Origin of the sequence: Alteromonas sp. 5E99-2 (assembly GCF_017368475.1) — a bacterium.
Classification (GTDB): domain Bacteria; phylum Pseudomonadota; class Gammaproteobacteria; order Enterobacterales; family Alteromonadaceae; genus Alteromonas_F.
This window is the reverse complement of the sequence record NZ_JAFNJE010000008.1, coordinates 134,424-150,308: the sequence shown is the minus strand read 5'-3', so window position 1 is coordinate 150,308 and position 15,885 is coordinate 134,424. Positions and strand designations below refer to the sequence as shown.

The window sequence follows — 15,885 nt, the reverse complement described above, 5'->3', positions numbered from 1 at the left end:
TCCGTGTCATTAGCTTTTTAAAAAGGAACAAGTATGAAAGCCTTAGTAACCAAATCATTAAAAATCCTTGCCCTATTTATACTAGTTAGCGCCACTTTTACAGGCCATGCACAAACCAATGAAGATGCGCTACAAACCTTGTATTTTGACGCAGCTCGACAAGGTGACATCCCAACACTTAGTGCCTTTTACGATGCAGGATTAAGCCCCGATGTCACCGACAAAAAGGGCTATAGCGCTTTGATACTAGCCGCATACCACGGAGAAACTGAGGCCGTAAATTACTTATTAAAGCAAACTGATGCGAACCCTTGCCAAAAGGATAATTCAGGTAACACAGCATTGATGGGTGCAATATTTAAAGGCAATTTTGGTGCGATAAAAGCGCTTATTCAAGCCGATTGTGACGTAGATCAGAAAAATGAAAATGGACAAACTGCCGCAATGTTTGCCACTTTATTTAATAGAACCGAGACCCTTAATGAATTAAGCCAAGCAGGTGCGAATTTAGGTACAAAAGACGCTTCGGGTAACAACCTCGTTGATATCGCCCTGAGCCAAGGCAATTACGAGTTAGCGGAAAAGTTGACTCCCTATGTTGAAGGGCCTCAATAATTGAAAGAGATTTACCCTTTACAACGCTGTAGCAAGATTTCAAATTCATGTTCGGCCACTGGCATAATAGATAACCTGTGGCCCTTTTTAACTAAACCAATGTCCGTTATTTCTTCCATCGCTTTAACTGCTTGTAACGACAGTAATTGAGGAAACTTCTCTTTCAAACGAATATCAACCATGTACCAGCGAGGCTTATCTGTTGAAGATTTGGGATCATAATATTTTGCCTCTGGGTCAAATTGAGTGTGATCTGGATACCCTGCTCTAGTCACTTCAGCTAACCCAACAATACCCACTTGTTTACAACTAGAGTGGTAAAGAAATACTAAATCTCCCACGGCAATATCATCTCGCAAAAAGTTTCTTGCTTGGTAATTGCGGATCCCATCCCAATGCTCGGTTTGATTAGGCATATTTGCCAAATCATCAATACCAAATGCATCGGGCTCTGTTTTGAATAACCAATATTTCATAACACGCTCTTTTCATTCTATTTTTAAAACAGTACAGACTTCGCGTTAAACTGCTTCCTTAGCGAATTAGCTGCCAGTTTAATCTTAAATCATCCGACACCAACAAACCAGAATAAGCGCCTTCGCTTGCACTCATCAATATGTGGATTGCATTTTAGTAAAATTCACACCTTATCTATTGAACGAAAACCGACATTACAACACAAATTTCCCTTTCCTTTTTTATTCACTGTCCACTCAGTAAAAACGGACACTGTACGGACACTTCCACCTGTCCGAACGGACACTTTTAAAATCCAAAAACAAAAATTATGAATATAAAACAATTAGTTACAAATTTGGCACAACTCTCGCTTTATCTTAAGTATATTGTTTAAGAAATTTGAAAAAACCATGATCAATAATACTAGCGGACAAGATGAAGTTATCAGTAAAAGCGTTAACAACAAACCGTGGAAAAAAATCACAATCGGCTCATTAGTTGTTATTGCCATAACATGGCTAGGCTTACCAACTCTGAATCAATGGATGGGTGGTGTACCAAGCATTGAAGCAAACACAATTAGCCGAGCAAAAGTATTTAAAGGAACCTTAATCAGAGATGTTGCAGTAAGTGGAAAATTAGTAGCGGCAAATGCTCCGACACTTTATAGCTCTGAAGCTGGGCAAGTAAGTTTATTCGCTAAGCCCGGTGATGTAGTAAAAAAAGGGACGATTGTCGCTTCTATTTTAAGTCCAGAGTTACAGTCAACAGTAAAACAAGCAAGAGCAACCTTAGAGCGTTTAAAAATAGAATCTAGCCGCGGTGAACTAAGTGATAATGAAGCATTACTCGATTTAGAGCGCAGCCTTGATAGCGCGAAAATAACTTATAACGCAAGTGTTAGAGAATTAACTCGTGCTGAATTATCTTTTGACAAAAAAGTAATAAGTGAATTAGAGCTGGTTACCAAACAAGATACAAAAACGGAAAGCGAGTTACTGCTTAAACATGCCCAAAAACGCGTTGATTTATCTAAAAAGCGTTTAGCATTTGAAAGTCAAACAAGACAGTTTTTTGTTAAAAGTCAGCAACTTATTGTTGATGAATTACAGCGTCGAGTTGAACTTCTAGACATTAAAGCGCCTGTAGATGGTGTTGTTGGTAATTGGTTGGTTCAAAAGAAAGAACGCGTTGCAAATACGCAACCTATTATGACCATTGTTGATTTAAGCCAATATGAAGCAGAGTTAAATGTTCCTGAATTTTACGCTGATGATTTAGGCCTTGGCTTAGATGTGCAAATTAAAATTGCAGGCAAACCACTGATAGGAAAGGTTATTTCAATTTCACCAGAAATTAAAGACAGCCAAGTCGCGGTAAGGGTATCTGTTGATAATGTTGCTGATATCCAGTTACGCCAAAACCAACGTCTTAATGCTCGTATCGAATTTGAGAAAAAAGACAATGTACTAATGGTTAAACGCGGTGGTTTTTTAAGTAGCCATGCTGGTAAAGCCGCTTATATTGTTACCGACAACAGTGCTCAAAAAGCTCCAATATCAATTGGTTCTCAAAGCGTTGATTTTGTTGAAATTACATCAGGGTTAAAAGCTGGTGACGAAATCATAATTTCATCTTCAGAAGCGTTTCAAACACACACACAAATATCTCTACACGAATAAAAGTATCTTTGAATATAAAACACAAATTAATTTAGGACTATAGATATGCTTAACATGAAAAACATTAGCCGAATTTATCGTAGCGATACTATCCAAACTCATGCATTACGCGACTTTAATTTAGAGGTAAAAGAAGGTGAGTTTGTGGCTGTAACCGGGCCTTCTGGATCAGGTAAGTCAACATTTTTAAATATAGCAGGCTTATTAGATGGCTTTGACCAAGGTAGCTACGAACTTGACGGTGTAAATATCCAAGGGTTAAACGACGATAATTTATCGCGCTTACGTAATGAGAAAATTGGCTTTATTTTTCAAAACTATAATCTCATTCCCGACTTTAATCTTTTTGACAATATTGATATGCCATTACGCTACCGTGGCTTTAGTGCTGCAAAAAGAAAACACCTTATTAATGATGCTTTAGAGCAAGTTGGGCTAGCGAGCCGTGTTAACTACCTTCCTAGTCAATTATCTGGTGGTCAGCAACAACGTGTTGCCATTGCAAGAGCACTCGCGGGTGAACCTAAAATATTACTAGCCGACGAACCAACAGGTAACCTTGACTCATTAATGGCGCGCCAAGTTATGGAGCTACTACACACATTAAACGAAGCTGGTAGCACCATTATTATGGTAACGCACGACCCGGATCAAGCACGTGCCGTAGGCCGTAACATTCAAGTTATTGATGGACAAATTACCGACCATAGCGTTTATGCACCAGCCCATGAAAACGCCTCTATTGTTGTTAAAAGTTAAGGAGTTATCATGGAAATGTTTAACTACTATTTAAAATTAAGTGTGCGAAATTTAATTCGCAACAAATTATTTTTTACATTAATGATCTCAACTTTAGCGGTGGGCGTTGGTGTATTTTTGGCTAATATCGCCATTATTAAATCTATGTCAGCGGACCCTATTCCACATAAAAGTAACAAAATATTTAATGTCTCACTAAACATTTGGCCAAATGATAATCCAGATGCAGAGCTATTGGAAATTATGCGTTATGACGATGCGATGCACCTCTTAAAAAATGACATCGCAACGCATACCATGGTGCATTATCAATCTCAGGTTTATGTAAGAGATTCTGAATCAACAAGCCTTGCTCGCCATAAAGCAAAAGTACGAGCGACAACTCAGGGCTTTTTTCCTTTAACTGATGCACCGTTCGAATTTGGCGGTAGCTGGCAACAAGATCGTGCCAAACAGCTCGTTATCAGTAACCAACTTAATCAACAGGTTTTTGCGGGTGAAAATAGTGTTGGAAAAATACTTGAGATTGATGGCACACCTTTTGAAATTGTGGGCGTATTAAAACCTTGGAAATTAAAGCCCAATTTTTATAACGCAGCTTATGAACAAGCATTTTCTTCTGCAGATGATATTTTTGCACCTATAGAAACAGCAATGGATCATGAATGGTCTGTGGACGTAAGAAGCTCAGCCACTGAACATATTGCTACGGTATCTGATAATCGAGGGAAAAATGGATTTTTTATTCAAGCATACGTTCAGTTGGACACACCTGAACAAAAACAAGAGATGCAACAATATCTTGATAATTACTCACAACACCGTAAAGAACAAGGTGAATACTTACGTGCTAACAACAATCGGTTATTAGATGTAAATCAATGGTTAACATATCAATCGGTAGTGGATGAACGCATGTTGGCATTTGGCTTAGCCACTTCTCTATTCTTAATCGTGTGTATTTTTAATGCCAGTAGCTTGCTATTAGCTCGTTATCATAGTGCTCGTTTTGAAACCGGTTTAAGACGTGCTGTTGGCGCCAGAATTAAAGATGTGTTTTACCAAGGTTTAGTCGAAAGTTTATTGGTTGGAATGTGTTGTGCTGTATTTTCATTATTATTTGGTTGGTTATTTTTACAAATCTCCATTGAACTCTTTCCAAGTATTCAAAGAACCAGCGACATAGACACAACACTAATATTGATAGGTATTGGTATTGCGCTTGTTACCTCATTCATAAGTATGTTTTACCCGCTAATTCGCTCTTGTAAAACACCACTTTCAACCACGTTAAAATAAGGCAGCATTATGAGTATTAAAGCGTTATTTAAATCATTGCGATTACGTAAATTCGCCACTGGCTTATTATTATTACAACTCAGCTTAACAATAGGTTTAATGGTTAATACCGTGATTTTAACCAATTCAGCCATCGAAAAGTTAAACAAACCTTTCATGTTTGATGTAGATCAGCTAATTTCAGTGAGTTTAATCCCAACATCGGGCGCATTTAGAGACAACAACTATGCGCGATCTATTATTCAACAAGACATTGCAAAAATTTCTGAATTAGATGGCGTAATAAGCGCTGCACATTATAACCAATTGCCAATTCAAAGAGGCGGCTGGAATGGTAATTTGCAAGCAGCTGATTTTCCGGACGACGCCGTTTTACCAAGAGAATTACAATATGTTCCGCAGTTTTATAGCAGCAAAATTGGACTGGATAATCTTGGCGTTAGAATTATAGAAGGTCGAGGTTTAACAGATGCCGATGACATAACTGACGATTACTATAATCCCGATAAAAATCTAGATGATATAGAGCAAAATATCGTTCTAACAGAATCTACCGCTAAAGCCGTTTTCCCAAATAAATCAGCTATAGGTGAATTAACAAACAACGGGCGAGTTGTAGGAATTGCTAAAGATTTTGTTGTTGGCCCGACATTAACAGGGCCAGCAAAACACTTTGCATTCTTTGGTAATTTTATGTTTGCACGAGCTGACTTCCCACAAAACTATTTAATACGTGTAGAGCTAGGGAAAATAGAACAAGTTAAAGAAAAGTTACGCGATACCATTTTGGGAGTTCAGCCAGAGCGTGATATTCTTACAATTAGAAGCATGTCAGAACACCTAGAGACGTTTTACAGCCAAGATACTGGTTTAGCTAACCTTTTTGCGGTGCTATCTTTATTAATGATTTTAGTAACCGTAGTAAGCAGTTTCGCTCATGCCCATTTTCATGTTACCCAACAACGTAAGTTTATTGGCATTCGTCGTGCCCTTGGCGCACGTAAAAAAGATGTTATGCTTTATGTATTTAGTGAAAACTGGATGTTGACATTAGGGGCAAGCTTGCTTGGTATCGCCACCATGGTAGGTTTGAATATAGCGCTATCACAAGTGATTAATATCGATAAACCAAACATAATATTATATATATTGGCGGTGTTAGTTGTATTGATAGCAGGTTCATTAGCCACTTGGTTACCCGCTTATAAAACAACAAAAATACCACCCGTTATTGCAACTAGAACATTGTAATATATAAGAAATTTAAAAAGTGGCTGTTGAGTAACAATAGTCACTTTTTAGTTAAATAACACATTAATAATGTAACGATAATAAAAACAGGAATAACAGAAATGAAGCGCATATTAGTAGTGGATGACAATCCTGATATTTTAGACGCTTTAGACTTGTTACTCAGCTTACACAACTACGATGTGATCACAGCGAATACGTTAAAAGCTGCAGTATTCGCCGCCCAAAATCAACGCCTCGACTTAATTATTCAAGACATGAATTTTAGCCAAGGAACCACCTCTGGCGATGAAGGAAAGTCTCTTTTTTATCAATTAAAAGACGTTGTCCCAAATACACCTATTATTGTGATCACTGCATGGAGCCAGCTAGAAACCGCAATTGAATTAGTAAAATCAGGCGCTGCGGATTATTTACCTAAACCATGGAATGATGAAAAACTATTAAATATTATCGCAGAATCTATCAGCGCTGCTGAAAAAAATGGAACATCCGCTAGTGACAAGGCCAAGGCCAATACTAATTTAGAACGTTCTGCACCTAAATCCGCATCCAGTTCGAAAGTTAACTCGTCATCATTTATTGTTGAAAGTCCGCCAATGAAACAGCTCACGGCAATGGCTAAAAGAATTGCTGACAGTGAAATAAGTGCACTTATTACAGGCCCAAATGGGAGTGGAAAAGAGCGCATTGCTGATTATATTCATCAACATTCAGCCAGAAGTGCAAAACCTTTTATCAAAGTTAACATGGGCGCACTTGCCAATGAACTAATGGAAGCGGAGTTATTTGGTGCAGAAAAAGGCGCTTACACAGGTGCAACCGCAGCACGAGTAGGACGTTTTGAAGCAGCTGACGGTGGTACTTTATTTTTAGATGAAATTGGTAACTTGTCTCTTGCCGGACAAATGAAACTACTACGAGTGCTACAAACTGGACAATTTGAACGTGTTGGCTCAAGTGAGACGACTAGCGTTAATGTTCGCGTGATCAGCGCTACCAATAGTGACCTACCCCAAGCAATTAAAAACGGAACATTCCGAGAAGATTTATATTACCGACTTAATGTCGTGGAATTAAATTTACCCCCTTTATGTGAGCGCAAAGACGACATTGTCCCACTTGCCCGTCATTTTGTATCTGGAAGCCATACCTTAGCCACAGAAACCGAACAGCTATTAATTCAACAGCCTTGGTCTGGTAATGTCAGAGAATTAGAAAATCAATGTCAGCGCGCTATGGTGCTTTGTAGCAACGATATATTATTACCTGAGCATTTTATATTGAATACTAACACATCAAACAACAGCCAACTGGATGATAAAACTAATTTACAATCCGTTTTAGATAAACACCAATGGGTGATTGCTAGAGCTGCAACTGAACTTGGGCTAAGCCGTCAAGCCCTGTATCGTCGTATTGAAAAATACCAATTAACTCAAGAATAAGGCTATTACATGCCAGTGATTATTTTTTTAGGCTCGCTGCATTTAACCTTAATGTTAGCTGTTTACTTTTTTATTGATACACATCCAAGGCTATTAATTGTTTTACTGATTGTATCTTTATACATCACATTCTACTTGTTAAATAAGCAATACAGACAACAAAAAAAGTTATTACAAAGTTTAGATCACGGATTACAAAGTTTACGTGATAACGACTTTTCCATCAGTTTACGTTTACAAAAAGACGCTAATTATGATTCCGTAGTGAGTGCTTTTAACCAGACAAGTGAAAAGCTGCGGGAAGAACGACAACGCCTTTATCAGCGTGAAATGATGTTAGATAAAGTGCTTAACGCCTCTCCTATGGTGACAATATTAGTAGATCACCGTGACACTATCGTATTTACCAACAACAGTGCCCAACAGGCGTTTGAATTAAACGAGTCTATTGTAGGTAAACGTTGGACAAACTTGGTTGCGTCATTAGCACCAGAGTTTCAACATGCGTTACAAAACCAAGGGGAATCAATATTTACCTTAACGGATCCTCAAGGCTCGCAGCAAGCATGGCATGTAACCAGCTCTAGTGTGACAATTCATCAAGCACGTCATCAACTGTTTTTGCTCAAAAGCATTACTCAGGAGTTATCAAAACAAGAAGTGGCGACATGGAAAAAAGTAATAAGCGTTATTAGCCACGAACTTAATAATTCTATCGCACCCATCAGCTCCATGTGTCACAGCGGTGAATTACTGGCTAAGAATTTAGACGAGCCTAGATTAAATAGAGTTTTCAATACAATCAGCGGCAGAGTAAATCACCTTAACGACTTCATAAAAGGCTACGCTTCCTTAACAAAAGTAAAGCTACCAAATAAACAACTTATTGACTGGCAATTATTAACACAGCAACTTCAGGCCTTATATCCATTTGCATTAACCAACCCTTTACCTGCATCCCAGTTATATGCTGATTTAGCACAGCTAGAGCAAGTATTTATTAATGTATTAAAAAACGCCCATGAGGCCGATGACACTGGTGATATTTCAATGCAATTTGAAGACACAGCTCACACCATTGAAATCACTATTAATGATAATGGCGACGGTATGTCTGCCGAGGTAATACAAAATGCATTACTGCCTTTTTATTCCACCAAGCATTCGGGCACAGGGTTAGGATTAGCTTTATGCCGCGAAATAATCGAAGCCCACAATGGTAAGCTATTATTTAATAATCGCGACCAAGGTGGTTTGTGTGTGTTGATCATTTTACCAATTGAGCCTATTTAAAGCCCGTTGTGCTTTCTCATTTATTTGAAAGGTAAATTAAATCTCAAAATGCAATTCAACGAACTTTTCGTATAACAGATCTTCTGACTCTAACCTGTTTGGATCAAGTTTTATGCAATCTATAGGACATACTGCAACACAGGTAGGCTGCTCGTAATGACCAACACACTCTGTGCACTTATCAGGGTTAATTTCATAAATATTCGCCCCCATAGTAATAGCTTCATTTGGGCATTCAGGTTCACACATGTCACAGTTAATGCATCGATTATTGATTAATAATGCCATTAGATTGGTTACGCCGTTTCTTTACAATGTGGTTGCCGTGTGGTTTGCCCTGCGCTGAGATTTCTTAATAAAATTCCCATTGTGGCATCTACTCCTTGCGGACAAGGTATTTTGACTACATGACCGCTACCTTTAGCAACCTCAATAGCTTGCCCCTGCTTATCATAAAGTTTTTCTAATAAAAATGTTACGTTCCCTTTAGCAGTCATCAGCTCTATAGAGTCACCAACACTAAAGCGATTTTTTACTTCCACCGTCAAAAGTTTTTCATTCGTATTAACCACTTCACCAACAAACTGTTGCTGCTGGCTTATAGAGTTCCCTGTATCGTAATTTTGTAAATCCACATGACGGTGACGTTGTAAGAAACCATCTGTATAACCTCGGTTAGCAAGGTTATCTAAATTACCTAGTAACTCTTTATTAAACCCTTTACCTTCAACTGCATCCTCAATTGCTTCACGGTATATTTGAGCGGTTCTCGCTACGTAATAAAGTGATTTAGTTCGGCCTTCGATTTTCAAAGAGTGTACTCCCATTTTAACCAAACGCTCTACATGTTCGATGGCGCGTAAATCTTTTGAGTTCATAATGTAAGTGCCATGCTCGTCTTCAAATGCAGGCATGTACTCATTGGGCCTATCCCGTTCTTGAAGTAAAAATAATTGGTCTGTTGGGGCTTGAACTTGAACGCCGGATGGCATAATAGAATTACTGTCGGCAATAAGCTGACCTGCGTCATCTTGTTTGGCATTGTGGGCATTGTATTGCCAGCGACAAGCATTGGTACATGCGCCTTGATTTGGATCTCGTTTGTTCATGTAACCAGAAAGCAGGCAGCGTCCAGAATAAGCCATACATAGCGCACCATGTACAAATACTTCCAGCTCAATGTCTGGTACTTTCATACGAATTTCTTCTATCTCATCAAGTGATAGTTCACGAGAGAGTATCACTCTAGAAATACCTTGCTGTTGCCAAAACTTCACAGTGGCCCAATTTACAGCGTTAGCTTGTACTGAAAGGTGAATTTGCTGGTCTGGAAAGGATTCTCGTACCATCATAATCAGTCCAGGGTCGGACATAATCAGCGCATCGGGTTTACAATCAATCACAGGTGCCAAGTCTTGCAAATAGGTTTTTAATTTAGCATTGTGGGGCGCAATATTACTGACTACATAGAGTTTTTTACCTAACTCATGAGCTTCATTAATACCCATTCCAAGTTTTTCTAAATCAAATTCATTATTGCGTACGCGAAGAGAGTAGCGTGGTTGACCGGCATACACTGCATCAGCACCATAGGCAAAAGCATAACGCATGTTTGTTAATGACCCCGCAGGAGACAAAAGCTCTGGTGTAAATGCGCTTTTCGAAAGTTCTGTTCTCTGAGACATAATACTAACCGACCAATAAAAACGCGGGAATTTTACCCATGAGTTTTTCGAACTCAAGTCGCTGCAAGTCGTTTTTCACTGAAAATGCGTTCAGTTTGATTTAGATCAAAAAAACAACATAACATCATTGTTATGAGATTAATTATGTCGTAGAAGTTTTAACTAAAACAATATCTGTTCTTTCCTTCACCTAACACCCACAATACTGTGAACGAATTGATTTCAAAGTTAAGCTGCCTATCGAGTCACCCTCAAGCTTGGTACATTACCCACTATTAAACTCAAACTAACAACAGGAACACCATGCGGCTACTTCCTCTGTTCGTCATACCCCTTTTTATATTATTGACTCATGCTACCCCAGCCTTTGCCGACGACGCTGCTGAAAAGCGAGCTGAATATATTCGAGATAACTACACCAAATACGAATATCAAATTGAGATGCGAGATGGCGTGAAATTGTTCACATCTGTGTACATTCCCAACGACGACTCGACCCCACACCCTATCTTGTTCCAGCGCACGCCATATAGAGTAGCGCCTTATGGGGTTAGCAAATACAAAACCCGTTTAGGGCCAAGCGAAGCCTTTGAAAAAGAAGGGTTCATCTTCGTATTTCAAGATGTTAGAGGCAAATTCATGTCTGAAGGTGAGTTTGTGAACATGCGCCCTCAAGACGCGTACAAAAGAGGCAAAAAAGCCACAGACGATTCCACCGACACCTACGACAGCATAGATTGGCTAGTGAAAAACATCGACAACAACAATGGAAACGTCGGTATGTGGGGCACATCTTACCCTGGATATTACACTTCTGTTGCGTCAATTAATGCCCATCCTGCGTTGAAAGCGATTTCTCCTCAAGCGCCTATTGCCGATTGGTTTTTTGATGATTTCCATCGCAATGGTGCATTTGTTACACCTATGGCTTTTATCTTTTTTGATACCTTCGACAAACAAAGAGACGGTGAATTTGGCTATTGGCCCAAAGCAATGGAATCAGTCACTCCAGATGGTTATCAGTTTTTTAAAGAGCTTGGTCCGTTATCCAATGTAAATAAAGATCATTTTCACGGCGAACGCCCGTTTTGGAATGAACTAACAGAACACCCTAACTATGACGACTATTGGCAAGCCAGAAATGTACTTCAGCACCTTAATGACACCAAGCCTGCAACCTTAGTGGTAGGAGGCTGGTTCGATACGGAAGATTTATACGGCCCACTTGCTACCTACCAAACCATGTCTGACAAAAGCAAGAACGAACATATACAACTTGTTATGGGGCCTTGGTATCACGGACAATGGAACAGCCCCAAAGGAGGCAAAAGCCTAGGTGAAGCAGAGTTTGGTTTTGACACCAGTGCTTGGTTTCAAAAAAACATTTTACTTCCGTTCTTTCAACAGCATTTAAAAGAAGAAGATAATGTAAACATTGCTACAGCAACAATGTTTGAAACAGGTGCAAATAGATGGCGAAAATTTGATGTTTGGCCCCCTAAAAACACCAAAAACAAAACACTTTATTTGAATAAAAACCAGAAGTTTAGCGATGAAAAACCAAGCGCAGGACAAAGTGACTACATTAGCGACCCCAATAATCCGGTTCCACATTCTGCAAACATCAGTCGAGGGTGGGATCGCCCTTACATGGTTGAAGATCAGCGTTTTGCTGCACGACGCCCAGATGTATTAGTGTTTGAAACGGCCCCACTTGAAAATGACTTAACAATCGCCGGTGAAATTGATTTAGATTTATGGTTTTCTACTAATAAAACGGCAGCGGACGTTGTGGTTAAACTGGTTGATGTTTTCCCTGGTGTAGATGTGAATAACAATAAGGTTGACCAAAAAACGGGGAATCGCCACGAGCTTGTGCGTTGGGGTGTGATCAGAGGTCGATTTAGAGAAAGTATGAGCGACCCTAAACCTTTTGAAGCCAACAAACCAACCAAAGTTGGGTTTGAATTATATGATGTTCTGCATACATTTAAGCGCGGTCACAAGCTACAAATACAAGTGCAAAGCAGTCTCTTTCCCTTTACCGACATTAATCCACAGAACTATGTAGAAAACATTTTTGATGCGAAAGAAGAAGACTTTGTTAAAGCCTTCCATACTATTTACCACAATAAACAGTATCCCAGCGCAATCCACTTTAATACGTTAGAAAAATAAACAAGGAAGACTAGCTAGCAAGGCCACTTGGTCTTCGCTAGCTATTTATAGAAAAAAAGCCCCTGTACTGTCCTTTGGTGATAAAATTATTAAAAAGTAAATTCGGTATCATATTTAATGACAGGCCCCACCACTACGTTCTCGGCACTAGGCTTATGTGACGAACTTTTACAATCTGTCGCAGAAAAAGGTTACGACACACCGTCAGAAATTCAAATAGAAGCCGTGCCCGCTATATTAAGTGAACGAGATGTCATGGCTGTCGCACAAACCGGCACGGGTAAAACGGCAAGTTTTGTTTTACCAATATTACACTTAATACATAACGCAAAAAAAACGGATTCAGGGCTTATACGCGCTTTAATTATTGCCCCTACTCGTGAACTTGCTGCGCAAGTTGCCACGAGTGTTGAAGCGTATTCAAAGTATACAAACTTGCGTTCATTTGCTGTATTTGGCGGTGTGCGCATTGAATCTCAGCTCATTGAGCTACAAAAAGGGCTAGATATACTGGTTGCGACGCCTGGGCGTTTACTTGATTTGTACAACAACCACAGTCTTAGTTTCGATGATATTGCGTTTTTTGTGCTCGACGAAGCTGACCGAATGTTAGAGCTGGGCTTTATTGATGATATTCGCCATATCCAAACACTATTGCCAAAGCAAAGACAAACATTATTATTTTCAGCTACTTTTTCCAAAGAAATTAAGTCCCTCGCACAAGGCATGCTTAAGCAGCCTATTTCATTAGAAATAAAAAACACCAATAATAATATTAATACCATTACTCAAATGCTGCATCCGGTAGAAAAGGAGCGAAAAACCGAGCTCTTACGTTACCTGATTGAACAACATAAATGGCACCAATTACTCATATTCATTAAAACAAAACGCGATGCCGACGCATTGAGAGACACATTAGGCGAAGCCGGAATTAGCGCTGAATCTATTCATGCTAATAGAACCCAACATGCAAGAACAAAGGCGCTAGAAGGCTTTAAACAAGGTACAATTCAAGTCCTTGTCGCAACCGATATTGCTGCAAGAGGCATAGATATAAATCAGCTACCCTGTGTCATCAATTACAACCTTCCCTACGTACCTGAAGATTATGTGCACCGAATTGGTCGCACAGGTAGAGCGTCTGCAGAAGGGCTCGCAATTACCTTATTTAGCGAAGATGAAGCCAAACAGCTTCGAGCAATTGAGCGAAGTACAGGCCGTCAGTTTAAACGCCATTTCATACCGGCCTTTGCGCCACCCAAGAAAGTCATTGAAAAGAAAGTTGAAGATGACGGCGATCTTTATGGACATTTTGAAGCAGACATTAATCCGAAGAAAAAAGCCAAGGGTCGAGGTCGTAAAAGGCGAGGACGTTAATTTTTAGGCTTACAATTCTGTGTTGACGTCATTTTATCGCAAATACCCACAACTGGGCGTATTATTCTGCATAGTAATGGTTTTTGGCTACTATCTAATAAGGCATGTACCTTTACCTGAGATAGTTAGAAGTGATTTGATATGAAAGTAATTACACCTTCGCTACTTGTTTTCTTACTGCTGTTAAGCGGCTGTGGCGGTGGAGATTCATCAAATCAAGAACCAGCACCCATAGCAGACCCTCAACCTGTTCCAGCTCCGCCCCCTATTGCGGTTGAACCTCCCACTCGAGCCCAAGCAGCTCAACTACTGAATCAGGGAAGCTTTGGCCCTCGTACATCAGATATCGATAATGTTGTTGCTTTAGGTATCGAAGGTTGGATTGATAGTCAAATTAACGCACCTAGTTCATCCCATGCCCAAGGGGTAAACAATGCAAGGCTAATTGAAGGGGTATCGGATAATCAAACCGTGTCCAGAGAACGGCGCATTGAAACCTGGTGGGAAATTGCATTACAAGGCGAAGACCAATTGCGCCAGCGCGTTGCTTTCGCATTAAGCGAAATTTTGGTTGTCAGTGAAAACAGTGTATTTAATGAAGATACCTTAGGTATTGCCCTTTATTACGACATATTGGTCAATCATGCTTTTGGCAATTATCGCGACTTACTAGAAGACATCACTCTATCCCCTATCATGGGTTTGTATTTGAGTATGCTAGGTAATCAAGCACCTGATAACACCCTCAATATCAGGCCAGATGAAAATTTTGCTCGAGAATCCATGCAATTATTCAGCATTGGTTTGGTCGAACTGAACCTAGACGGCACCCTACGTTTAGATGAAAATGGCCTTGCTATTCCCACCTACAATCAAGATATCATTGAAAACTATGCACGAGTGTATACCGGTTGGAATTTCGCTGGTGCGAACGAACAAACATTTACCCAATTCTCTAGAAACTACAACTCTCGTGCGCCAATGCAGCCCATTCAAGCATTTCATGATACCAATGCAAAAACCTTACTCAACAACACCTTTGTGCCTCAAGGCCAAACCGCAGAGCAAGATTTAGCTATTGCCCTAGATTCATTATTCAATCATCAAAATGTCGCTCCCTTTATGAGTAAACAGCTGATCCAAAAACTCGTCACAAGCAACCCTACACCAGCCTATGTAGAGAGAGTTGCTCGTGTTTTTAACGACGATGGCAATGGCGTACGGGGTAATTTAGCCGCAGTTGTTAAAGCCCTGCTGATGGACGAGGAAGCGAGAAATGGTGCTGAATTACAGCCCAACACCTTTGGTAAATTAAGAGAGCCCATTTTAGTTGCAACTCATTTATGGCGGGCATTTGACGGGGAATCACCCGATGGAGTGTTTTCTCTTGGATTTCCAGAGTTCTTTTTCAACCAAGCGCCTCTTGCCGCTCCTTCTGTGTTTAATTTTTTCTCTCCCGACTTTACTCCCCAAGGCATTATTTCAGACCAAGGACTCGTGGCACCTGAATTTCAAATTGCCACAGATACCTTTTTGGCTCGCACCAGTAATTTTTTGTCATTCTCGATTTTTGCCGGACACAATCAAATCGAAAATCAAACTGATGATCGCATATTAATTGATTTATCCACTGAACTCGCATTGGCAGATGACCCAGAGGAACTCATATCTCATTTGGACATTTTATTAATGGCTGGGCAAATGTCTGACGAAATGCGCGATATTTTATTTGCCGAATATACCCGAACACTAACGTTTGCCCCCGTAGACAGAATAACAAACTTGCTCTTTTTGATAATGAGCTCTCCCCAATATGCAATTCAGAAGTAAGGTGGT

Annotated in this window: 13 protein-coding genes; 10 read left to right on the top strand and 3 right to left on the bottom strand. The window is 39.8% G+C overall.

All coding sequences use genetic code 11. The features are described from left to right. The first annotated feature begins 33 nt into the window (after positions 1-33). On the top strand, positions 34-615 hold the full coding sequence (locus J3L16_RS10260) for an ankyrin repeat domain-containing protein (protein WP_207612885.1): 582 nt from the start codon (positions 34-36) through the stop codon (positions 613-615). Positions 616-626: 11 nt separating this feature from the next. On the opposite strand, the gene J3L16_RS10255 is transcribed toward J3L16_RS10260, so the two are convergent. Next, complete coding sequence (locus tag J3L16_RS10255) at positions 627-1,091, bottom strand: EVE domain-containing protein (protein WP_207612884.1); 465 nt, start codon at positions 1,089-1,091, stop codon at positions 627-629. A 393-nt stretch (positions 1,092-1,484) separates the two neighbouring features. Here J3L16_RS10255 and J3L16_RS10250 point away from each other — a divergent pair, with 393 nt between their 5' ends. The 6 genes from J3L16_RS10250 to J3L16_RS10225 all read left to right on the top strand — a co-directional run bounded on the left by J3L16_RS10250 (position 1,485) and on the right by J3L16_RS10225 (position 8,806). Next, the gene (locus tag J3L16_RS10250; protein ID WP_207612883.1) at positions 1,485-2,756 is read left to right on the top strand and encodes an efflux RND transporter periplasmic adaptor subunit; all 1,272 of its coding nucleotides are present in this window, start codon (positions 1,485-1,487) and stop codon (positions 2,754-2,756) included. A 45-nt stretch (positions 2,757-2,801) separates the two neighbouring features. Continuing rightward, positions 2,802-3,515, top strand: coding sequence for an ABC transporter ATP-binding protein (locus J3L16_RS10245; RefSeq protein ID WP_207612882.1), 714 nt, complete (start codon positions 2,802-2,804; stop codon positions 3,513-3,515). A 9-nt stretch (positions 3,516-3,524) separates the two neighbouring features. After that, positions 3,525-4,814, top strand: coding sequence for an ABC transporter permease (locus J3L16_RS10240; RefSeq protein ID WP_207612881.1), 1,290 nt, complete (start codon positions 3,525-3,527; stop codon positions 4,812-4,814). A 9-nt stretch (positions 4,815-4,823) separates the two neighbouring features. Next, the gene (locus J3L16_RS10235) at positions 4,824-6,065 is read left to right on the top strand and encodes an FtsX-like permease family protein (protein WP_207612880.1); all 1,242 of its coding nucleotides are present in this window, start codon (positions 4,824-4,826) and stop codon (positions 6,063-6,065) included. A gap of 101 nt (positions 6,066-6,166) precedes the next feature. Continuing rightward, on the top strand, positions 6,167-7,513 hold the full coding sequence (locus J3L16_RS10230) for a sigma-54 dependent transcriptional regulator (protein WP_207612879.1): 1,347 nt from the start codon (positions 6,167-6,169) through the stop codon (positions 7,511-7,513). A 9-nt stretch (positions 7,514-7,522) separates the two neighbouring features. After that, entirely contained in the window at positions 7,523-8,806 is a 1,284-nt protein-coding gene (locus tag J3L16_RS10225) for an ATP-binding protein (RefSeq protein WP_207612878.1), read from the top strand. A gap of 36 nt (positions 8,807-8,842) precedes the next feature. Here J3L16_RS10225 and J3L16_RS10220 read toward each other — a convergent pair whose 3' ends face one another. Both J3L16_RS10220 and yegQ read right to left on the bottom strand, forming a co-directional pair. Next, positions 8,843-9,094, bottom strand: a complete 252-nt coding sequence (locus tag J3L16_RS10220; protein ID WP_207612877.1) for a YfhL family 4Fe-4S dicluster ferredoxin — start codon at positions 9,092-9,094, stop codon at positions 8,843-8,845. Positions 9,095-9,102: 8 nt separating this feature from the next. Further along, positions 9,103-10,491 (bottom strand): tRNA 5-hydroxyuridine modification protein YegQ, encoded by a 1,389-nt coding sequence (gene yegQ / locus J3L16_RS10215; protein ID WP_207612876.1) that lies wholly within the window; start codon positions 10,489-10,491, stop codon positions 9,103-9,105. A gap of 303 nt (positions 10,492-10,794) precedes the next feature. On the opposite strand from yegQ, the gene J3L16_RS10210 reads away from it, so the two are divergent. The 3 genes from J3L16_RS10210 (at position 10,795) to J3L16_RS10200 (ending at position 15,879) form a co-directional block, all read left to right on the top strand. Continuing rightward, entirely contained in the window at positions 10,795-12,669 is a 1,875-nt protein-coding gene (locus tag J3L16_RS10210) for a CocE/NonD family hydrolase (protein ID WP_207612875.1), read from the top strand. Positions 12,670-12,786: 117 nt separating this feature from the next. Continuing rightward, positions 12,787-14,049 carry a DEAD/DEAH box helicase gene (locus tag J3L16_RS10205; RefSeq protein ID WP_207612874.1) on the top strand — a complete coding sequence of 421 codons (1,263 nt, stop codon included), beginning with the start codon at positions 12,787-12,789 and terminating at the stop codon, positions 14,047-14,049. Positions 14,050-14,190: 141 nt separating this feature from the next. Continuing rightward, on the top strand, positions 14,191-15,879 hold the full coding sequence (locus J3L16_RS10200; RefSeq protein ID WP_207612873.1) for a DUF1800 domain-containing protein: 1,689 nt from the start codon (positions 14,191-14,193) through the stop codon (positions 15,877-15,879). Positions 15,880-15,885 lie beyond the last annotated feature (6 nt).